This is a genomic window from Candidatus Brevundimonas phytovorans (assembly GCA_029203145.1).
In the GTDB taxonomy this organism is placed as follows: domain Bacteria; phylum Pseudomonadota; class Alphaproteobacteria; order Caulobacterales; family Caulobacteraceae; genus Brevundimonas; species Brevundimonas phytovorans.
The window spans coordinates 2,558,441-2,577,340 of sequence record CP119309.1 but is presented as its reverse complement, the minus strand read 5'-3'; the positions used below and the strand labels follow the sequence as shown (position 1 = coordinate 2,577,340).

The following is an 18,900-nucleotide window of genomic DNA, read 5'->3' as shown; positions in this document are numbered from 1 at the left end:
ATTTCCGCTCCACCGGTATAGAACGAGACGAAGTTGGCCGATCTTTGGGACTTGCGGGGCCGAACCTGCGTCATCACCGGAGGCGGTGGGTACATTGGTCGGGCCATGAGCGCGATCTATCTTCAGGCGGGCGCGCAGGTCATTCAGCTCGATCTGAGATTTGACGAGGCTGCCCAAGAAGGGGTCACTCAAATCGTTTGCGATCTGACCGATCCGTCGGCGCTTGAGATCGCGCTGGCGAGCGTTCTGGAGATGTCGCCGACGATTGATGTCCTGGTTCACAACGCCGCATTTGTCGGCACCTCTGCGGACCAAGGGTGGAGCACGGCCTTTGAGACCCAGTCTCTGGCCTTGTTCAAGAGCGCCCTGGACATCAACTTGGCGGCGCCTTTCGCGATCACGCAGAGATTGGCACCGGCGCTTCGCGCCTCTGGCCGCGGGTCAGTCATAATGGTTGGATCAATCTACGGCCTGGTTGGCCCAGACTGGTCCCTCTACGACGGTACGCAGATTGGAAATCCGGCGGGCTACTCGGCGTCCAAGGGCGGATTGATGCAGTTGACGCGCTGGATGTCGACGACCTTGGCGCCTGACATTCGCGTCAATGCATTTTCGCCCGGCGGCGTAGAACGCGGTCAGGACGAAGCGTTTCGAAAAAAATATATAGCCCGGACTCCGCTCGCGCGGATGGCGTCTCCCGACGATTTTCAGGGCGTCGCCCTCTTTTTGGCGTCAGACATGTCGGCCTACGTGACCGGCCAGATCATCAGTGTGGATGGAGGATGGACAGCGTGGTGAAGCCTGCGGCGCCCTCGACCTGCCTTGTTATCGCCGAGGCCGGGGTCAACCATAACGGCGACATGGACTTGGCGCTCCGTCTAGTCGATGAAGCCGCCGCCGCCGGCGCCGACATCGTCAAGTTCCAGACGTTTGACGCCACGAAGCTGGTCACGACCGCGGCGCCGACCGCTGACTATCAGAAACGCAATTTCGACGCTGGAAACACCCAGCTGAAGATGCTGCAGGCTCTGGAGCTGTCTGAAAACGACCATCGCATCCTTTCGGATCGTTGCGACGCCTTGGGCATCGAATTCCTCTCGACCCCTTTCGACATCGAGTCGGCGCGTTTCCTTGTCGATACGATGGGGGTGAAGCGGATCAAGGTGGGCTCGGGTGAACTGACCAACGCGCCGATGCTGCTGGAGCTTTCGCGCCTTGGGCTGCCGATGATCCTGTCTACCGGCATGGCGACCTTGGCCGAGGTCGAGGAGGCTCTGTCCGTGGTGGCCTTCGGCATGCTGGCCGGATCAGCGGAACGCCCATCGCGCGCCGCCTTCGCGAAGGCCTATGCCTCGGCCGAGGCGCGCGAGGCTCTCGCCAGGGTGACCGTCATGCAGTGCACGACAGAATATCCCGCGCCCTATGACGAAGTGAATCTCAGGGTGATGACCACCTATGCGGCGGCTTTCGGCATCTTGCCGGCCTATTCGGACCATACGCCGGGGATTGATATTTCCTTGGCTGCGGCTGCGCTCGGCGCGACCGCTATCGAGAAGCACTTCACCCTGTCACGCGATATGGAGGGCCCGGACCACAAGGCTTCGCTGGAGCCCGGCGAGTTGAAGGCCATGGTCCAGGGCATTGCGCGCATCGGCAGGGCCATGGGCGACGGCGTCAAGCGGCCCCAGCCCTCCGAAATCCCCAACATCGCCGTAGCCCGCAAGAGCCTGGTCGCCGCCATCGACATCGCCGAGGGCGAACGGTTCACCGAGCAGAATTTGACGGTCAAACGCGCGGGAGGGGGCCTGGCTCCCATGGCCTTCTTCGAGCTCCTGGGCCAGCCGGCCAAGCGGGCTTTTGTAGCAGATGAGTTGATCCAGCCGTGAATCGTTCTGTTCTCTTGATTGGCGGCGGCGGTCACGCCCGCGTTGTCCTCGACGGTCTGCTGGCCATGGGGCGTTACTGTCTTGGCGTCACGGCGCACACGACGCCCGACCTGCCTGACGTCTTGTATATCGGCGACGATGAGGCGGCGTTCCAGCGCTTTCCGAACGGTCTTGAAGCGGCGTTGGGGCTGGGAGGCACGCCTAATAAGGGCGCGTCTGGCACCGCGCTGCGCCGCAGGGTCTATGATGAATACGTCGCGCGCGGTTTTCATTTCCCGCCTATCATTGGACGCGGAGTCATCATGGCCCCGGATGTCGAATTGGAAGATGGAGCACAGATCATCGCCGGGGCTATCCTTCAGCCCAACGTGCGTGTCGGCCGGAACGCCATGATCAACACTGGGGCTTGCGTGGACCACGATGCCATCGTCCTTGACCATGCCATGGTGGGCCCGGGGGCTGTTCTGTGCGGCGGGGTCGAAGTCGGCGTCGGCGCCTATATCGGCGCTGGCGCCACGGTGTTGCAGGGAATCCGGATCGGTCCGGACGCCGTCGTTGCGGCGGGGGCGGTGGCCACGGCGGACCTTCCTGCCGGCGGATACGTCAGCCGTCGATGAGCGAGACCAAGCCACGTATAGGCGTCTTCACCGCCACGCGGGCCGAGTACGGTCTCCTGTATCCGGTCATCGCGGCCTTGCGCGCTTCCGATCATTTTGAAACGGCGCTGATCGTCAGCGGGGCTCATCTCTCGGCCGCGCACGGGATGACGGTGAGCGAGATCGAGCGGGACGGTCAGCCCATCGCGGCACGGGTGCCGATCCAGCAGTCTGGCGATGACGGGCTTTCCGTGGCCCGCACCCTGGCTGCCGCCGTCGGCGGCTGCGCCGAGGCCTTCGCGGCCTGCAGGCTGGACGCCGTCTTTCTGCTGGGCGACCGCACCGAGCTTCTGGGGGCCGCCGCCGCCGCGATGGCGTTACGCATTCCCATTCTGCATCTCGAGGGCGGACACGTCACTGAAGGCGCGGTGGATGACGCGGTGCGACACGCCGTCACCAAGCTGTCCGCGCTGCACTTCACGGCGGCCGAGCCCTATCGCCAGCGGATTCTTCAGATGGGAGAAGACCCCGATCGGGTCTTTACGGTCGGCTCCACAGGCCTCGACAATCTGCTCTCTGAGGGCAGCCGCACTGTTCAGGAAGTGGGCGAGGCCATCGGGGTGGATCTGGCGCCGGGCTTCCTGCTGACGACCTTCCATCCTGAGACCCTCGGCGTCATGCCTGCGGAGCAGCAGATGGCGGCGCTGCGGGAGGCGCTCGACGCTTTCCCCGCCTTGAAGGTGCTCTACACCCTGCCGAACGCGGACGAGGGCAATCAGGCCATACGGCGGGCCATCGCCGCGCATGCTGCGTCCCAGCCGGAGCGGGTCTTCGCGGTCGAGTCCCTAGGGCGTCAGCGGTATGCCTGGGCCCTGTCTGCGGCGGCCGCCGTCGTCGGCAACTCGTCCAGCGGCGTGATCGAGGCTCCGGTGCACAAGGTCGCCACTGTCAACATTGGCGATCGCCAGGCTGGCCGTCTGCGCGCCGACAGCGTTATCGACGTGCCGGCCGACGCCGCAGCGATCCGTGACGCCATAATGCGCGGAACGAGCGCCGACTTCCGGCGGTCCATTCGGGACCAGATCAGCCCAATGGGGGACGGCCGCGCCGGCGCCCGCATTGTCGACATTTTGCAGATGATCGATTTCGCCGAGCTTCGACGCAAGCGTTTCCACGATCTGCGCAGCCTCTAGGCGGCGGCTGTCGAGGTCACTTTGCTGAGGGCGCTATGGCGCCAGACGGAACGATGTCGATCTCGGGGCCGCCGGGCTGGGCCTGCAGGCCTGCGATGATGGTGCGGATCACCAGCAAGGTCTCTTCCGGCGGGATGGCCGGTCGGCCTGTGCGGACCTGTTCGATAAAGGCCGCGAGCACGCGATGGAAGGCGGTGAAGTTGTCGGACATGTCCACGGCGCCGTGCGTCTCGCTGCCGAACACGTCCAGGCGGAAAGCCTTGGCGGCAAGGCCGAGGGCGTCGATCAGGAAGATTCCTCCCGAAGCCAGGCGGATCGCCAGGCTGTCGTGATCGGCCTCATGCCGACGGATGGCGACGGGCTGGATCATGCCGGGCAGGGCGCCCATGGCCGCCTCCAGCATGTGAATGCCGTAGCGGGGCCAATCGACCACGACGGCGCCCCGGATCAGCTTGATGTCGCCAAACTGCCTGGGAGCGGCGCGCCAGGCGTCCAGTTCGCCGGCGTAGCGAAGGCCCGCGCACGACATCAACTGCCCGGATCTCAGGTAGGGTTCGAAAGCCGCGAGTGTTTCGTGATCCAGGCAAAGAGGCTTGTCCACGAACACCGGCAGGCCCGTGTCCAGAAACATCCGGGCCAGCGGCAGATGGCTTTCGGCGTCGTCTCGCAGGATCAGCACAGCGTCCACCATCCCGTACATGGCGCTGGGGGCGTCGCAAACTGCTTCAATTTTGCAGGCCCTGGCCAGGGCGATGGCCATCTCGGGGTCTGGCATCCAGCAGGCGGAGACGCGGACATCGGCGAACCCGAACGCCTCTGGGGGCCGCTTTTTGAGGTAGGCGTGGATCCCGTCCCAACCGCAGTCGGCGAAGGCGACATCATCGTAGCCGTTGACGATAGCCGAGAAGGAAAACGGATGGCCGTTGCCCTCCGAGAAGCCGATGACGCCGAGACGGAGCGTCATGCGAACTCGCCTAGAGGCACGGCGCCGGCGGCGAGCAGGGCGTTGGCGACCGCGAAATCCTGGGCGTCGTCGATGTCGAATGACCGCTTCTTGTCCATGATGACGGCGCCCGAGGCACCGAAGAGGACAGCTGGGGTTTCCGGTTTCAGTTCGTCCGCAACGAAAGCATAGACTGCCCCGTTGAGCTGATGGGCCGGAGGAAGGCTTTGGCGCGGACGCCACGGCACGGCGCCGGGGATGAAGGGTTGCGCCTTTCCATCCTGGATGCTCCAGGCTCGGTGTGGATTGAGGTGGGCTTCCATGAATGTCGCCACTGAATCCAGACGGTTCTCGTGTAACAACTTCAGGCAGGCCGAAACGTCCTGCGGCAGTCGAAACGGCGCTGTGGGTTCCAAAAGGACTAGATAGCGCGCAGTCTCGCCTTGTTCACGCAAGGTGGCGATCAAGTGGCGGAGCATGTCTGCGGGCAGGGCTGTATCGCCCGAGAGATGCTTGGGGCGTCGGCTGACCTCTGCGCCGGCCGCAAGGGCCGTCTCTGCGATCAGATCGTGATCGGTCGATACGATAATGCGGTCGATCTCGGGTGTCGCCCGCGCCACTCTGATCGGCCATTCCAGCAGCGGGCGTCCCCCCAGTGGGTGCAGATTTTTCAGCGGGACGCTCTTGGACCCCCCACGAGCCGGGATAATAGCGATGCACCGTTCAGATTCGATCATTGCTCGGGAATATTCCGAATCGAGCCGGTCAGCAAAAAATGAAACAAAGTGCGCCAATCTTGGCGCATCGTCGCGAAACGCCTATGCCATGCGGAAGAGGGCCTCCGGGCGGTAGCAATGGGGCGCGCGATGCCGACCGATGACCAACCCAAATTTGACGCCGGCTTGGACGTGACGACGGGCGTTTCCGAAGTCAGCCTGACCTTGGCGCTTGAGGAAATCAGCCAAGCACGCTTGGCGAAGGACTTGGATCTAGCTGAGCGATTGATCCGGCAATTGGCCGAGCACGATCCTGATGATGCGGGGCTCCAATTGAGGGCTTTCAACCTGTTCCACCGTATTGGTCGCTGGGGCGCTATGCTTGGCTTGGCCGAGAGCGCCGCGGCGCTAAATGCGATCGACCGGTCCCCGTCTGCCATGGTCTTGATGGCTGAGGCGTTGGCGAAGTCTGGGCGTGCAGCCGAGAGCGCAGCCCTTTTGGCCAGGACGCCCATGGCGCGCGTGACCGGGGTCGCCGCGAAACGTCTTCCCGCTATCGAGGCTCTGGTCGGCAAGCTGTTACGCCGAGCCGGCCCGGCCGCGGTTCAAAAGCCCGCGTCGGTCGTCTCAGGCGCCAGGCACCAGGCGATCGCGTACCGGTCGGCGCCGCTGGAGCTCGATGCCGGTCAACGCGCGGCGCTGTTGGCCGATGCCGAGGCGGCGATGGAAAAGGTTAAGGAGCTTCGATTGGAGCGGCGGACCGCTGCGGCGGCCGAGCTGCTGGTTTTGATCATTGACCGATACGGCGACAATGAAGCGGTCCTCTCCCAGGCCCTGAATTCCCTGTACCGCAACGGCAGTTACCAGCAAATCCTGACAGTACTGGGCGCTCCGAGGTTTGCGCGGGCCGTACGTCAGCCTGAGCTGGCGGTTCTGAAGGCGGATTGTCTTGTCAGAGTAGGGAAGTCCGGACGTGCTGAAGCCAGGATGATTATTCTTGGCATCAAGGCTAACGAGATTAAAGGGCAGGCTCGGGCGATGTGGAGCAAGTTGCGCCAGGATCTGGTGCGACGCTCGATGGACCCGACCGTAGCGGCGATCGAAGAGGCCTTTGAAGGCGGCCGCACCCTGAAGGGGGCGACACTCTTCAGAGCTTTGCTGGATGAATGTCGCCAGTATGTGGCTGTCGCTCCTGGGGGGCAGTCGGTCGTCGCGACGCTGGCCGATCATGCCGGTGAGCAAACGGACGCCGCACTCGTCCCCGGAGATCTGCGTGAGGCGGAAAGCTCGCGCTATCTGGTCGATTTCGCAGCTGCAACGGGGGACGCGCCGACCGATCAGCGCAAGGTTCTCATTGTTTCGGATTCGATCGCCCTGCCGCGCGAGAGTACGGGAGTCGGTTTGGAGGAAAGCTACCCTTACCGCTTGCACCAGGCGCTGACCGCCAACTCGGGCGGGCGTCTTGGCGTTGCCCCGGATTGTCGACGAGGCCGCACCGTGATCGACGCGCTTTTGGCCTTGGAAAGTCAGTCGGGTGCGTTTGATGCGGTCGTGATCCAAGTCGGCATCGTGGACTGCGCCCCGCGAGTGTTCGGCGCCAGCGACGTGCGCGCTGTGCGCGCCGCGCGTGGAGATGACGCCGCCGAGGCAATGGTGGCGATCGCCGGGACCTATCGTCAGGCCTTGGTGGGGGACAGGTACAACTCCGTCTACGTGAAGATCGATCGTTTCGAGGCGGGGATGCGTGACGCTGTGCGCGTGGCGTCGAGGCTTGCTCCGCTTGTGATCGTTTGTGGCGTAGTCACGCCGTCCAAACGGGGGGGCAAACTGGCTAACGTGCCTCTAACGCTGAATATCGCGGACTACAACGAAGCGATGAAGCGGGTCGCCGAACAAGAAGGGGCCATTTTCGCAGATGCGGACGAATATATCTGGAGTCGCGACGACCCAACGACGTGCTTCACGCAGGACAATTATCATTACAATGCAGAGGGTCATAGGCATTGTGCAGAATTTCTGACCGGGCTCATAATTGAGGGCGGCGGCGAGGCGCAAGCGCGTACTTTAAATTCCGGGAACTGACGAATGACTTCCGCTTCCGCCTCTAAATGGCTTGATGGCTTGAAGGGTGTTTTCCGAAAGAAGTCGGCGTTGGCCTCGACTGTTGCGGCTCTCGATGCCGCGTCCGTCAATCCAATCGACGTCGATCGCTTGCTCGCCGCAGCCAATGCCTGTGATCTTCCGGCCTTGCGCGTCTTGGACGACTATATCTCTCATTGCACCGCCCGTGATGCGCCCAAGATGCGGGCGTTGCTCAACCCTTTGGGACGTGCGGGCTATTCTGAGCTTCAGGTGAGAGTGTGGGCCAAGTTGCTCGCGATCGATCCCTCCGCCCACGCCAATCTAGACCGGGCGCTTCGTCTCGTCGTCGCGACCCTGTCGAGCGAAGGGCAGAACGCTCGTATCACTTCTCAATCGACTAGGGCGGCGATCGAAACCATTCTGGATATGTCATCGCCCGAGACTAGGCTTCAGGAGGCCAGCTGGCATACGTCGCTCATTCAGGCGACGAGCGGGTTTGACCCAACGGCACGATCCGCGAGGTCTGTGCGTCTTGTGCAAGCGCTGGCTCCGGTGCTCACGGCCAGGTTCATTCTCCGCTTGCAGGCCGGGTGGCCGCAACTGAACGCTCGATGGATCTGGACCTTTTATACGGAAATGAAGCGTATTGCTCGTCTGCGAGAGGCCGAGATCCTGATCCGTGCGCTGAGCGAAGCGAATCCCGACCAAGGTCGGTATTTCTTCCGGGTGGTGGACAACAAGGTACGGCGCAGGCTCTTTGCCGAGGCGCTTGTGGATCTGGGAAGTCCACAAGGCGCCTATCTGACGGTGCAGGAAATCGCGCGGGCGCTGAACCGGATTCCGGATTCCGTTGTTATCGATCGGGCGGCTTTCAAAGATCTGGAGGTGGCGCATGCCTTGCGTCTCTTCTTCGCCACGGCGCTGGATCATCGGCACCGGGCGCTTGGGCTTGTGGTGACACGGTACCTGAAGACGATTTCTCCTGCCGATCTGGCGTGGAACGCCATGGAAATTTACCTGGACGAGGGCGCGCGGTCGTTACAGGTTGAATGGGATCTGGCCCTTTTGCGTCTGAACCGGGTTCACCGCGCTCTGGGCCGAGCAATGGCCAAATGGGCGGCGACTTCCACGGATCACGCGCAAAGGGCGCTCGCTGCAGAGACGCTTCTTCGGCATCTCGAAAAGAACAGCGCCGAAGGTGGACCCGCGCTTGTCGCGCTACGGAAGCGGGTATCGCTCTGGGGCGTCTATACCGTAGAAGATCTTGAGGCCATCAACCCTCCCATCCGTTCGGCGGCCGCCGAGAAGGCGATTTCGAAAACACAGGTCGTCCTGACGTTGGCTGAACTTGACGCAGCGGTGGCTGGCCGGTTCGGCGAGAAGGGCATCGACTACGAGGAGCTTCGTGTTGGTCTCGCGTCGAAGGGCGAGAAGGACACTGGCGCGCCGCAGACAGTCGGCGACGTCGGGTTCACGGTGAACTCGGCAGGAGACTACGCCAGCGCGACTCTAGCGATCGAGATTTCCAAAGCGATGACACAGGGCCTGTTCGGCAGGGCGCCCAAGTCAGGCTCCTTCGAAGCCGAGGTGGTGCGTCTTCTGATGGAAGATCGCATCTTTCCCAGTATCAGCCAGTCGATGAAGCTCTACGAGTACCTGAAGAGCCGCAATATCGCGCAGGTCACCGTGGTGGTGGATGACGTCCACTATATCAACGCGATGCAGATCGCGTTCTTCCTCAAGTCCATGGGGTTCAAGAACGTTCTGGTGCTCTTCAATGTTCGCAAGGCGGCGGCGCTGAGCGCGCTGCGGGGCGCCTGGTCGGGAGAAGCCATCAAGATCGAGCAGATCACCCTCAATCTGGCCTCGTTGGCGCTGAAGAATGTAGAGCCGCGGACGCTGAAGATGGCTGAGTGGCTGCCCGCTCTGTCCAGCGCTGGCCCAGAGTCAGAGAAGGTTGGCCAAGGGAAAGAGCGGAAACGAGTGCTTATCCTGACAAGTCTGGGCGACAGCAGCTATTTCACGAGTTCTGTGGCGCTATACAAACGGCTTGCGAGCTTCTTGGAGGTGCGCGTCTATAACGGCGCGGCCAGCGGCGATGAAAAGTTCGCTGAAGTCACCCGCATCCAGCATGACCATCTCACGCCCCGCCTGTTGCCTGACGTCGCGTTGAAAGCCGCGATGAGGGCTCCAATGCGCCGGATGTTTGAAGCCTTCCGGGCCAACTGGACCGGCTCGCAGGCGGATATTTTCTTCCTCTGCAATGCGTCGCGTTTCGTCAACAGTATCCCGTTGGGACTGGCGCATGAGATCGCCCAGGTACAGGCGTTGCGCAACTTGCTGGTGGCCGAAGAGATCGACCTGGTCGTCACCATGCCGGGGCGCATGGTCAGCGCGCGTTCGACGACCATGGTCGCGCGCAAACTCGGCATTCCGACTCTGGACCTCCAAGCCTTCTTTATTTCTCCACACCCTCGATACCACGCAAGCATGGCCGACATTTACGGCGGGCTGACGGAGGACCAACTTGCCGTCTACGCTGCCAAGGCTCCCCCCAAGCGCCAAGCCATCAAGCGCATCGGCTCGCTCATGATCGGCGAGCAGTTGGGGCGGGTCAAAGATATGACGATCCAACAGGCCCGCGCGCAACTGGATATTGTCACCGGAAGGCCGGTGATTGTGTTCGGCGCCCAGCATGGGCAGGGCGCCGAGGGCGACGAGATTATCCGCATGATCGTGAGGGCGGCGAACACCGTCGCAGACAGTTTGCTGATCGTGAAGCTTCATCCCCGCACGCCGCTCGACGCTGTCGAGGGCCTTCGGGCCATGGTTGAGGCCGAGGCCACCGGAGAAGTCAAGGTTCAGCGCGAAGGCGATATCTATGCCCTCATGAAGGCGGCCGACCTGGTGGTGACGCAGTTTTCGAACGTGGGGCTGGAAGCGGCAATGATGGGGCGAGCAGTCTTGTCGATCAATCTCACAGGGGCGGACTATGTCGTGGACCTCGCGCGTCTCGGCGTCGCGATGCGTGCGACCAGCGACGAAGAGGTTGTCGCCAAGGTGCACGCCCTCCTCTCGGACGAGGAGAGCCGCGCCGAGCTTCACGCCAGTCGGGAGGCCTATTTCAACAAAAACCCGGAGCTGCGCGATTTGACTGCTGGCGAGACGGTGGAGGACATCATCCGGGCGACGTTGAAGATGGAGGCTCGGCCGCGCGCCGCCGACCGGCTGGCGAACCCGACCTAGGGCGACTGCACCATTCGTATTTCTCAGCAGATCAGGCAGTATTTCGACACAGGCCTGCGAACATCGCGCAGACTTCATGCAGCGCTGACCCATCTTCGTGCGGGCAGGGTCGACAAGGCTCGACGCGTCGCTGATAGAGTGCGGGCGCTCGACCGGACGCATATGATCGTTTTTGGCGAGTTCGTGCGAAGTGCAGTGGCGCTGGGGCAGGCTTCGGTCGCGTCGCGGCTTTTCGCGCGGCATGTGGTCCGTTTTGACACGCCGATATGGACCCCTGTCGTCGTGGCGTTTCTCGCGGGACTGAAGGATCCTGGTGCTGCGCAAATCTTTCGGCGGGAACTCCGACCCGACGTTAAGAGAGGCGTAGCGGGCGCCATCGCAGTGGACGCTTGCCTGACGATACCCGCACGGGCCGCCTGGAGTGAAAGACGAAGCGCGCTTTGCGCCGTGCAGACGCACTGTCCGCAGATGCTGGAGGCGCCGCTTGTCAGGGCCGCTTGCGCGGCTTTGCCGCAAGACGACCTCCCCGAAACGGGGACCCCAGTTCATAGCGTTCGGGCTATCGAGGCGGCGGCGGCAGGTCGCTTGCTGGCGGTGCTTTCGCCTCAGACGGGACTTGCGGACTTGGCGCAGATCCTGCCGACTGGCGCCAAAGTCACGGTGTGTGCCTACCGTCCTACAAGTCAGTCCACCGAAAAATGGATCCAACAGGCGGCTGAGCAATCGGCATTAATCCAGGCGACGGTATACAATACCCTAGAGAGCAACTCTGATCTCAACGACGCCGCACATCGAACCTTGTCCGAGATCGCCGACGCGGTTGCTCGCGATGCGCTCGCCGAAGACTCGTTTCGAAGCGCACTTTCAGAAAGCGCATTTGCGCATTGGGCTGCGGCCGAACTGGCGCTCAGCGACAATCTCTTCGCCTGGTTCCGCACCCAGCATGCCTTTGTCAAACTGCTCGGCGATCTCCAGCCTACGGCCGTGCTGCTGGCGGCGCCGACGCCCGAGGTCCGAGCTTCTGTGCGCGCATCTCTGCAGCGTCGTTCGGTCTCGCCGCGACTGCTGGTGATGGAAGGGGCGGTGACACTGTCTGGCCTGCGGCGACGTAATCCGTCCTCCAGTGAGCCGTCGGGTGAAATTTCTTTGAGGCCGCCGCCAGGCGACACTGCGGAGATTGTGCAGAGTTTGGTCGCCTCCCACCTGCATCGCCTGTCGTGCCGAGGGGTCGTCGCGTCGGTGGGGAGCAGGCTTTATGAACCGGCCGCCGCCCGCCTTCTCCCCGCTCTTGGTGATGAGGTAGTCGACCTGTCCGACTTAATCAAAGCGACGGCGGGTAAGCTTCGCTTCGTCGCCAGTGTAGATGCTTCAGCGGCCCAGCGCTGGGGTGGGGCGGCGCATCGTCTTCGGCTTTCGCAGACACTGGAAATGGGGGGCGATGACGTTTCGGTTCAGCTGGCTCGTATCGTACACCGGTTTGTCAGCGTGGACCTGCCGCAACTAACGCTGATCGACGGGGCGACTCGTTTGGCGGTGCAAAGGTTGAACCCCCGTTTTGGCGTGGTGATGCCAACGCGCCATCCGCCGCTGCGGATTATGGCGAACAATCTGCGAGAGGCGGGTGTTGTTGTTCACGAACCTCAGGTGGTCTATTTCAGCGAAATGCCTCGCTACCGGGCGCCGACCGTGGATCATTTTCACGCCTTGGACACGTACTCCGCCCTGCAGATGGGTGGTCTATTCGATCTTCCGGCGGAAGCGATCCGCGTAGGGGGTTCACTTCGAAGCGCCGAGAGCGTCCAGAATATTCATGTCGCCTCGGCCGACGGTGTCTTCCGCGTCGTTCTCGCAAGCCAGCCCGAGCCGTGGGTAGGGGCCGAGGCGCGCTTGAAGGCCTTGGTTGCGTCGCTGAAGCGGTTAAATCGACCTTGGCGTCTGTACCTGCGGCCTCATCCGGCAGATGGAGCGCTGCGCCTAGAAGCCTACAGGCACGCGGCGGCGAACGCCGGCGTGCGGTTGACCATCGGCGGAAGTTTGAGTGAGACGGACCTTTTGGTTGCAGGCTTCAGCAACCTTGTTCTTGAAGCGGCAGTCGCTGATATTCGCACGCTAGTATACTGGAACAAGACGGTTCCGCCGCCGGTTCCCTATGCTCGAATGGGTCTCGCCTTGCAGGCAGGGTCCGTAGAAAGTTTAGCGGCCTTGGTTCAGGCATGCGCGGACGACGCGCCTGAGGCCTTGGCGCTCGATACCTCTCGTCGCCGCTATCTAGCAGAGAATCCGCTTCTCGTGTCGGGTGCTGCGTCGGCTATGGCGGCCTTCATTTTTGATACTGAGAAGACGCCAAGCGCTTGATGCTCAGTTGCGAACGGCGTTGAGTACAGCGGTTTCTCCGGCGAGAATCCTAGGCGCCAAAGCTTCGCAGGCAATGAAATCGTAGAGAGAATCTATGTCCCATGCGCGTTCGAAGGGCGTGGTGAAGGCTAGGGTTCCCTCGGGCGTAAACTTTCGCTGTTCCACGAGGGCGTCGGCGCGAATGATATAGACCGCGCCGTTGAGCATCATGATTTCGCCGCCGGTCCCGTTAAATCGATCAAGTTCCCCTGTCGGGCCAATCGAGCAGAGGAAATTCTTGGGTTTCGGTAGCGGCGACACCGTCACCACTGCGGGGGCATCCTCGGCCATACATTTCTCGATCACCGCGTCGATGTCGGTAGTCAGGCGCAAGGGGGAGGTCGGCTGTAGCAAGACCACATAGTCCCAAGACTCTGCAAGGGTCTCGAGCACATGGATGGTGGCGTCGACGACGGATGATTTATCACCCGCCAGATGGGCTGGACGGCGGAAGGGTGGGGGGAAGCCAGCTTCCGTAGCGGCTTCGGCGATGGCGTCATCATCGGTGCTGACAATGATCCTATCGATATAAGCGGACGCGGCGGCGGCTTCGAGCGTCCAGGCGATCAACGGCTTGCCGAGCAACGGTCGAACGTTCTTCCCAGGAAGGCCTTTGGAGCCCCCCCGCGCCGGTACAATGGCGATAATTCGGGGTTTCACCAACGCAAGGCCTCTCTATACGACGAGCCTATGTCGGTAATACAAGGTGTTTGGCATAGTCAAGTGGCGCTTTTGTATAGTAAACTCTTGACGGCCAACCTCGCGACTGAAAAACCGATCCCAAGTCTTCGAGGTGAATATGAGCGACCAACTTTGGCTTATCGGCGCTGGCCGGATGGCGACCGCCTACGCGGCTGTCTTGGCGGAACTCGGAGTCAATCCGATGGTCGTTTGCCGCAGTCAAGCTTCTGCCGAACGGTTTGGAGCAGCGACCGGGTTGCTGTCGATGGCTGGCGGCGTATCGGCCGGCCTCGCCCGGGCAGGCGGACCTCCAGCCAGCGCCATCGTCGCCATCGATGTCGCTGAACTGACCGGCACGGTCCAGGCATTGATCCGTGCGGGTTGCCGGCGGATCCTGGTTGAAAAGCCCGGAGGAATAGATCTTGCCGAGATCAGCGAGACGGCGGCCTTGGCTGCGGATCACGGCGCTGAGGTCTGGCTCGCCTACAATCGCCGCTTCTATGGATCCGTGCTGGCCGCGCGACGGGGACTGGCGGAAGATGGCGGCGCCGTTTCTATGAGTTTCGATTTCACCGAAGCCTCCGATGCGATCGTGAAGATCGGTCATCGCCCAGAAGTGCTGAACGAATGGCTGCTCGCCAACTCGACCCATGTGATCGACACCGCCTTCATGCTGGCCGGTGAACCGACGGCATGGAGCACTGAGGTCGCGGGAGCTCTGGACTGGCATCCGCGCGCGGCGCGTTTCGCGGGGCACGGTCTCACTGAAGCGGGCGTCTTGTTCTCCTATATGGCCGATTGGGATGCTCCGGGTCGCTGGGCGATCGAGATCAGCAGCCGCAGCCGTCGCTTCATCCTCAAGCCGATGGAGCAACTGCAGGTCCAGACGCGAGGGTCCTTCTCTGTCGAAGCCCAGGTGGCAGAGGATGACCTAGACGTACGCTTCAAGCCAGGCCTGTTCCGCCAGACTCGAGCCTTCCTGACCGGGGAGGACGCGGACTTGCTGCCGACTATCCAGCAGCATCGCGACAGGTTGGCCGCCATCTACAGCCCGATGCTGAAAACGCAGTCGCGCGGCCGCTGACGGAATTCCAAGATCAATAATCCTCAAAATACACCGTGCGTCGCGGTGGGCTTCTTGCTCGCCGACGACGCTGCTGCAGCGGAAAATTTCGTCGCTCGTTGCCACGAGGCGGGGCTTACGCCCCGCCTCGTACGCGCCGCCTACGAGATCGAGCCGCCAAGGCAGATCGCCGGCGTCATCGTCGCCCAGCCGATGGACTATCTGGATGCGGTCCAGTCGGACGCCATCCACGCCGAAGTTCTGGAGTGGCTGCGCCGGTTCCCGTCGACCCTCCTGAAGTCCGGAAAGCCGCTGGCGGAATGGAGCGCGGGGCAGGGGCATCCGCCCCCGGTGTGGGCCTGGCTGACGGCCCTGGGGCCCTATGTGCAGATCTGCCTTAGGACCGTGAGGCTGACGCGCGCTGTCGTCGATGCCGAAAGGCCGGTGGTCTGGGCTCTCTTGGGAACCGGTCCGGATGCGGGTTGGCAGGCATCGCTAATGCGCGAGCAGTTGTCGCAGGCTGCCCCGGACGCGCAAGCCTGGGGCGAGGCGCCTGCCGCTGAGGCGCCGGTAGCGGCATCGTCATCCAAACGCTGGCTCAGCCTGGAGGCCCTGCTTCACTATCTGCCCCTCAGCCTGTATCGGCGTCGCCGAGTCTATCGAAAAGTCGAGGCTCGGCTAGCGGCGCGAGAGGCTGAGGCAGGGGAGCGAATCCGCGACTATGATGGACATGTCGTCCTGATCAGCCGCGGACAAAGAGGCACGCACTGGTTGGCGAGCCGGATGCGCGGCAGACCGGTCCTGATTGACGAATACAGCGAAGGCATGCCCGATGCCCTTGCCGAGGCGTGCGTCCGACGGAACTGGCGCTTGACCATCATCTGGGAAAGCCCGCGACCGGTTTTCAACGGCCAGGGCTATGCTGATCGCTGGCCGTCTCATGTTGCCGAGCTGACTTTGGCCGACTTTGGAGGGCTAGCGTCGCAACTTCGCGAGCCCACACGAACCCGCTACGCTCACGCGTTGAAAAAGCTGGTCAGGGAACCCGGCTTCCGCCGGGCGATGCAGGTCGACGGTATCGATATGTTTGGCCCCTATGCCAAATACTTCAGCAGGACGCTTTTGAATCTTGCGGTCCTGACCACGACGCAGGCCGAAGCATGGCGCAGCGCCTTCGTCTTGCTGCGGCCGGACATTGTCACGGGCGGCAGGCTTGAATCACGGCCCTGGATCAACCTTGCGGCCTTCCAGACGAAGGCGCTGACTGCATCGATCAAACTGGGGATCGGCGATGAGATGGCGCTGTCCCTCATGGCGACACGCTCGAATGGGGAGCCCGAAACCGACAATATGCCCGACGCTTTGATCGTCTGGGGTGAACATCAGGTCCGCCATCTCTCCAACCATCTTCCCGGCAGCAAGATGGTCGTCCACGCCGCCGGTCGCGCGCGATCCGACACCTTCGTCAACGAGGGCGCGCCGACTCAAGGGGAGATCGACGGGGTGCGGCGGATTCTCGGGCTGCGGCCCGCATGCCGCGTCATCGTCTGGGGAGGCACTTGCCGGAGCCGTTGGGGGCTGTGGCCGGAGCAGACCGCCGCCAGCGCCGTTATGGCTCCGGAAAGCTGGCGCGGCTGTCTCGCGGCTCTCTGCCAAGTCGCCGCCGACGTTGGGGCTCAGGTTTTGGTCAAGCCTCATCCAGCTGATGATCTGGCCTTCATCGCCCGCGAGGTCGCGCGCATGGATCCTGACGTCTGTGTTCTGGCCGCCGCCGTGGGCGGCGTGCACAATCATCAGCTTCTCGCCGCGGCTGATGTCTTCGTGTCCAGCGTGTCTTCCATGTTCGCCGAGGCCATTCTGGCAGGGAAGGTCGCGGTCAACGTCTGGACCCCGGAGATTTCCATGATCTACGAGACCGCCAGGTTCGAGCAGTATTCGCACCTCGCGGTGCCGGCGACCTCGGTCGAGGCGATGGCGTCTGCGGTCCTTCAACTGCTGACGGACCAAGCGGCCTATGAGCGCGAACTGATGCGGGCCAGAGCAGCGATGCCGACCTATTTCGGCGGCTTAGACGGACGCAACGCCGAACGCACCTGCGAGTGGCTGCTTGACTTCGCCGAGGCGAAAAAAGCCTGTCATGACGCCTGATCCCACGATTGAGTCCTTGCTGGACGGCATCGTTCACTGCGCGAGCGCCGATGCTCTGGTTTATGCTACCCGGCGGCGCGGGGTGTGGAGGCAACCGCGCGTCCGTCGCCGTTTTTCCAATGCCCTGACGGCAGCCTTGACGGCTCCCTTGGCGTCGGACCCGTCGGCCTTGATTGTTGTCGGGCCGGGGGCGCGGTTGAGCGGCCGGTTGATCGACGTGGCTGCCGAGGTCGTCGATTTTTCCGGGACGGCGGGGCGGGGCTACGTCGACCCCAAGCGGCGTGCGCTGGAGGAGGGGTGGTTTGCGCTGGCCCTGCAGGCGACCGAGATCGCCCTGGCGAGCATCGCCCACGCTTTGCCGGCGGCTGTCGGCGACCAGGTGGAGCGTCACAGTGCGGCGCTCGGCTTACGTTTGAAGACCGATATCGCGCTTCGACTCCGGCGACTGGAGGTTGTGGAGGCGGCGCTGGAACGCTGCTCGGGGCCGATTCTTCTGATAGAGGGCGATCAACCGCTGGAGGACGTTGAGATCGCTGCGCGCTTGCGGGGACGGCCGGTGACGCGGCTGTTCGTGAACTGCGCCTCCGAGGCGCGTCGCCGTCAGCGCCGAGGGGGTGAGACGAGAGGCCATTCAGGTCCTGATGTCGAGGCGTTGGAGGCGGTCATTCGGAGATGGCGGCCGTCTCTACGAGGGCTTGCCGCAGGCGTGATGGTGGCGGCGGATCTGCGCAGCCTAGAAGATTTCCGACATGCCGCGACCGCGGAGGCCATCCTCTACGACCTGCGTAGCCGAGACCACTCGCGACCCGCCATCCTGCTACAACCCTACACTCGGCTGACGCGCAATGTGTTCCGTGCGTGGCGGACGGCGCGCCGAAACGGTGCTTCGATGCATCTGCTGCGACAGCCGCGGTCTGACGGTCTGCATCTCCGCCTCGCGCCCTTGCGGACCCGGCTGCTGCAGGGCGTCTCAACCAAGCTGGGCCAGCATTTGCATCCCGCGCGCAGGGCGGCGATCCTGGAAGCGACGGGTGGCTTTATAGTGGCCTCCTTGGGTCCGCTTCTCGCCCTGATCCAGGCCTTTGAGGAGCATTTTGCGCGCCATCCTGCCTGCGCGGTCATCGCCGTGCCGGTGGGCTCGCCGTTCGGTGGCGCCCTAGTGTCCGCCGCGCGGGCCGCGCAGGCGCCGTCGATAGAAGTCCAAACTCTGATGATAGGCGTTTCGGACCGCGATCCGGCCCCCATAGCTCAGAAGCTGGCGGTTCTGGACACAGAGCAAAGGCGCATATTCGCCACTCGGTTCGGCGTGGCGGCGGATCGCTTCGTACTGGCCGGAAGGGTGGGCCGGGACGGCCGAGGCAGCGGCGTCATGCAGGCGGCTGACAACGGCGATGTGCTTTTTGCATCCCAGCCGCTGGATGGAATTTGCCTTGCCGCCATAGAACTGCTGGCGCCCGCGTGCGAAGCACTCGGCGTTCGATTGGACGTTGCGCCGCATCCGGATGAAACGGAGCAGGAAATCGAAGCCTATCGACGCATCCTTTCCCGCTTCCGCAACGAAGGAGGGCGGGTTCTTGAGCGCGGGTCAGCTACGCAGGCTATTGCAGACTATGGGGTGCTCGCCACGGTAGTCAGCAACATGGCCATGTGGGCGGCCGCGCGCGGACAGGACGTGCTGACCATCGACGTCGGTGTCGCCTTGCCGCTGGACTTCGCCGAAATGGGGGTGGCGGTGAAGGCCGCTTCGGTTGGCCAGGCGATCGCCGTGCTGAAAGATTTGCGCGCCAAGGGGCCGATATCCGAGGGCCTCTCGCAGAGCCGAACCGCCTTTTTTGCACGCAACCCGCAACTTCAGGCTGGCGATGCGGCGCGTATCATCGTCGACTCGGTTCTGAGTCTGGCGGACAGCGAGGCGGCGCGGTAAGCAAAGCAAAAGGCGATGCACAAGGATG

Annotated in this window: 13 protein-coding genes; 10 read left to right on the top strand and 3 right to left on the bottom strand. The window is 63.0% G+C overall.

What is annotated here, in order from left to right:
* The first annotated feature begins 51 nt into the window (after nt 1-51).
* The 4 genes from P0Y52_12650 to neuC are packed head-to-tail and all read left to right on the top strand — an operon-like array spanning nt 52 to nt 3,675.
* Nucleotides 52-798 carry an SDR family oxidoreductase gene (locus tag P0Y52_12650; GenBank protein ID WEK59494.1) on the top strand — a complete coding sequence of 249 codons (747 nt, stop codon included), beginning with the start codon at nt 52-54 and terminating at the stop codon, nt 796-798.
* A complete protein-coding gene (neuB, locus tag P0Y52_12645) occupies nt 792-1,886 on the top strand; it encodes an N-acetylneuraminate synthase (protein ID WEK57381.1) in 1,095 nt (364 codons plus the stop codon). The genes P0Y52_12650 and neuB overlap by 7 nt, the downstream gene beginning before the upstream one ends.
* A complete protein-coding gene (locus P0Y52_12640; GenBank protein WEK57380.1) occupies nt 1,883-2,503 on the top strand; it encodes a hypothetical protein in 621 nt (206 codons plus the stop codon). The genes neuB and P0Y52_12640 overlap by 4 nt, the downstream gene beginning before the upstream one ends.
* Nucleotides 2,500-3,675, top strand: a complete 1,176-nt coding sequence (gene neuC, locus P0Y52_12635) for a UDP-N-acetylglucosamine 2-epimerase (GenBank protein WEK57379.1) — start codon at nt 2,500-2,502, stop codon at nt 3,673-3,675. The genes P0Y52_12640 and neuC overlap by 4 nt, the downstream gene beginning before the upstream one ends.
* A gap of 16 nt (nt 3,676-3,691) precedes the next feature.
* Here neuC and P0Y52_12630 read toward each other — a convergent pair whose 3' ends face one another.
* The gene (locus P0Y52_12630) at nt 3,692-4,639 is read right to left on the bottom strand and encodes a hypothetical protein (GenBank protein ID WEK57378.1); all 948 of its coding nucleotides are present in this window, start codon (nt 4,637-4,639) and stop codon (nt 3,692-3,694) included.
* Complete coding sequence (locus P0Y52_12625; GenBank protein WEK57377.1) at nt 4,636-5,412, bottom strand: acylneuraminate cytidylyltransferase family protein; 777 nt, start codon at nt 5,410-5,412, stop codon at nt 4,636-4,638. Before P0Y52_12625 ends, P0Y52_12630 begins: the two co-directional genes overlap by 4 nt.
* Before the next feature lie 72 nt (nt 5,413-5,484).
* On the opposite strand from P0Y52_12625, the gene P0Y52_12620 reads away from it, so the two are divergent.
* The 3 genes from P0Y52_12620 (at nt 5,485) to P0Y52_12610 (ending at nt 13,017) form a co-directional block, all read left to right on the top strand.
* The gene (locus tag P0Y52_12620; protein WEK57376.1) at nt 5,485-7,416 is read left to right on the top strand and encodes an SGNH/GDSL hydrolase family protein; all 1,932 of its coding nucleotides are present in this window, start codon (nt 5,485-5,487) and stop codon (nt 7,414-7,416) included.
* A gap of 3 nt (nt 7,417-7,419) precedes the next feature.
* Complete coding sequence (locus P0Y52_12615) at nt 7,420-10,662, top strand: hypothetical protein (GenBank protein WEK57375.1); 3,243 nt, start codon at nt 7,420-7,422, stop codon at nt 10,660-10,662.
* Nucleotides 10,663-11,286: 624 nt separating this feature from the next.
* Nucleotides 11,287-13,017 carry a hypothetical protein gene (locus P0Y52_12610; protein ID WEK57374.1) on the top strand — a complete coding sequence of 577 codons (1,731 nt, stop codon included), beginning with the start codon at nt 11,287-11,289 and terminating at the stop codon, nt 13,015-13,017.
* A 3-nt stretch (nt 13,018-13,020) separates the two neighbouring features.
* Here the strand turns inward: P0Y52_12610 and P0Y52_12605 are convergent, their stop codons facing one another.
* On the bottom strand, nt 13,021-13,716 hold the full coding sequence (locus tag P0Y52_12605; protein ID WEK57373.1) for an acylneuraminate cytidylyltransferase family protein: 696 nt from the start codon (nt 13,714-13,716) through the stop codon (nt 13,021-13,023).
* Nucleotides 13,717-13,855: 139 nt separating this feature from the next.
* Here P0Y52_12605 and P0Y52_12600 point away from each other — a divergent pair, with 139 nt between their 5' ends.
* The 3 genes from P0Y52_12600 to P0Y52_12590 are packed head-to-tail and all read left to right on the top strand — an operon-like array spanning nt 13,856 to nt 18,872.
* Complete coding sequence (locus P0Y52_12600; GenBank protein ID WEK57372.1) at nt 13,856-14,821, top strand: hypothetical protein; 966 nt, start codon at nt 13,856-13,858, stop codon at nt 14,819-14,821.
* A gap of 54 nt (nt 14,822-14,875) precedes the next feature.
* Nucleotides 14,876-16,948: a hypothetical protein gene (locus P0Y52_12595; protein WEK57371.1), complete on the top strand. Its 2,073-nt coding sequence runs from the start codon at nt 14,876-14,878 to the stop codon at nt 16,946-16,948.
* A complete protein-coding gene (locus P0Y52_12590; GenBank protein WEK57370.1) occupies nt 16,938-18,872 on the top strand; it encodes a hypothetical protein in 1,935 nt (644 codons plus the stop codon). The genes P0Y52_12595 and P0Y52_12590 overlap by 11 nt, the downstream gene beginning before the upstream one ends.
* Nucleotides 18,873-18,900 lie beyond the last annotated feature (28 nt).

Coding starts and splice junctions, on each gene's coding strand:
- neuC (WEK57379.1), top strand. CDS start 2,500: ATGAGCGAGACCAAGCCACGTATAGGCGTCTTCACCGCCACGCGGGCC.
- P0Y52_12590 (WEK57370.1), top strand. CDS start 16,938: ATGACGCCTGATCCCACGATTGAGTCCTTGCTGGACGGCATCGTTCAC.
- P0Y52_12620 (WEK57376.1), top strand. CDS start 5,485: ATGCCGACCGATGACCAACCCAAATTTGACGCCGGCTTGGACGTGACG.
- P0Y52_12630 (WEK57378.1), bottom strand. CDS start 4,639: ATGACGCTCCGTCTCGGCGTCATCGGCTTCTCGGAGGGCAACGGCCAT.
- P0Y52_12600 (WEK57372.1), top strand. CDS start 13,856: ATGAGCGACCAACTTTGGCTTATCGGCGCTGGCCGGATGGCGACCGCC.
- P0Y52_12615 (WEK57375.1), top strand. CDS start 7,420: ATGACTTCCGCTTCCGCCTCTAAATGGCTTGATGGCTTGAAGGGTGTT.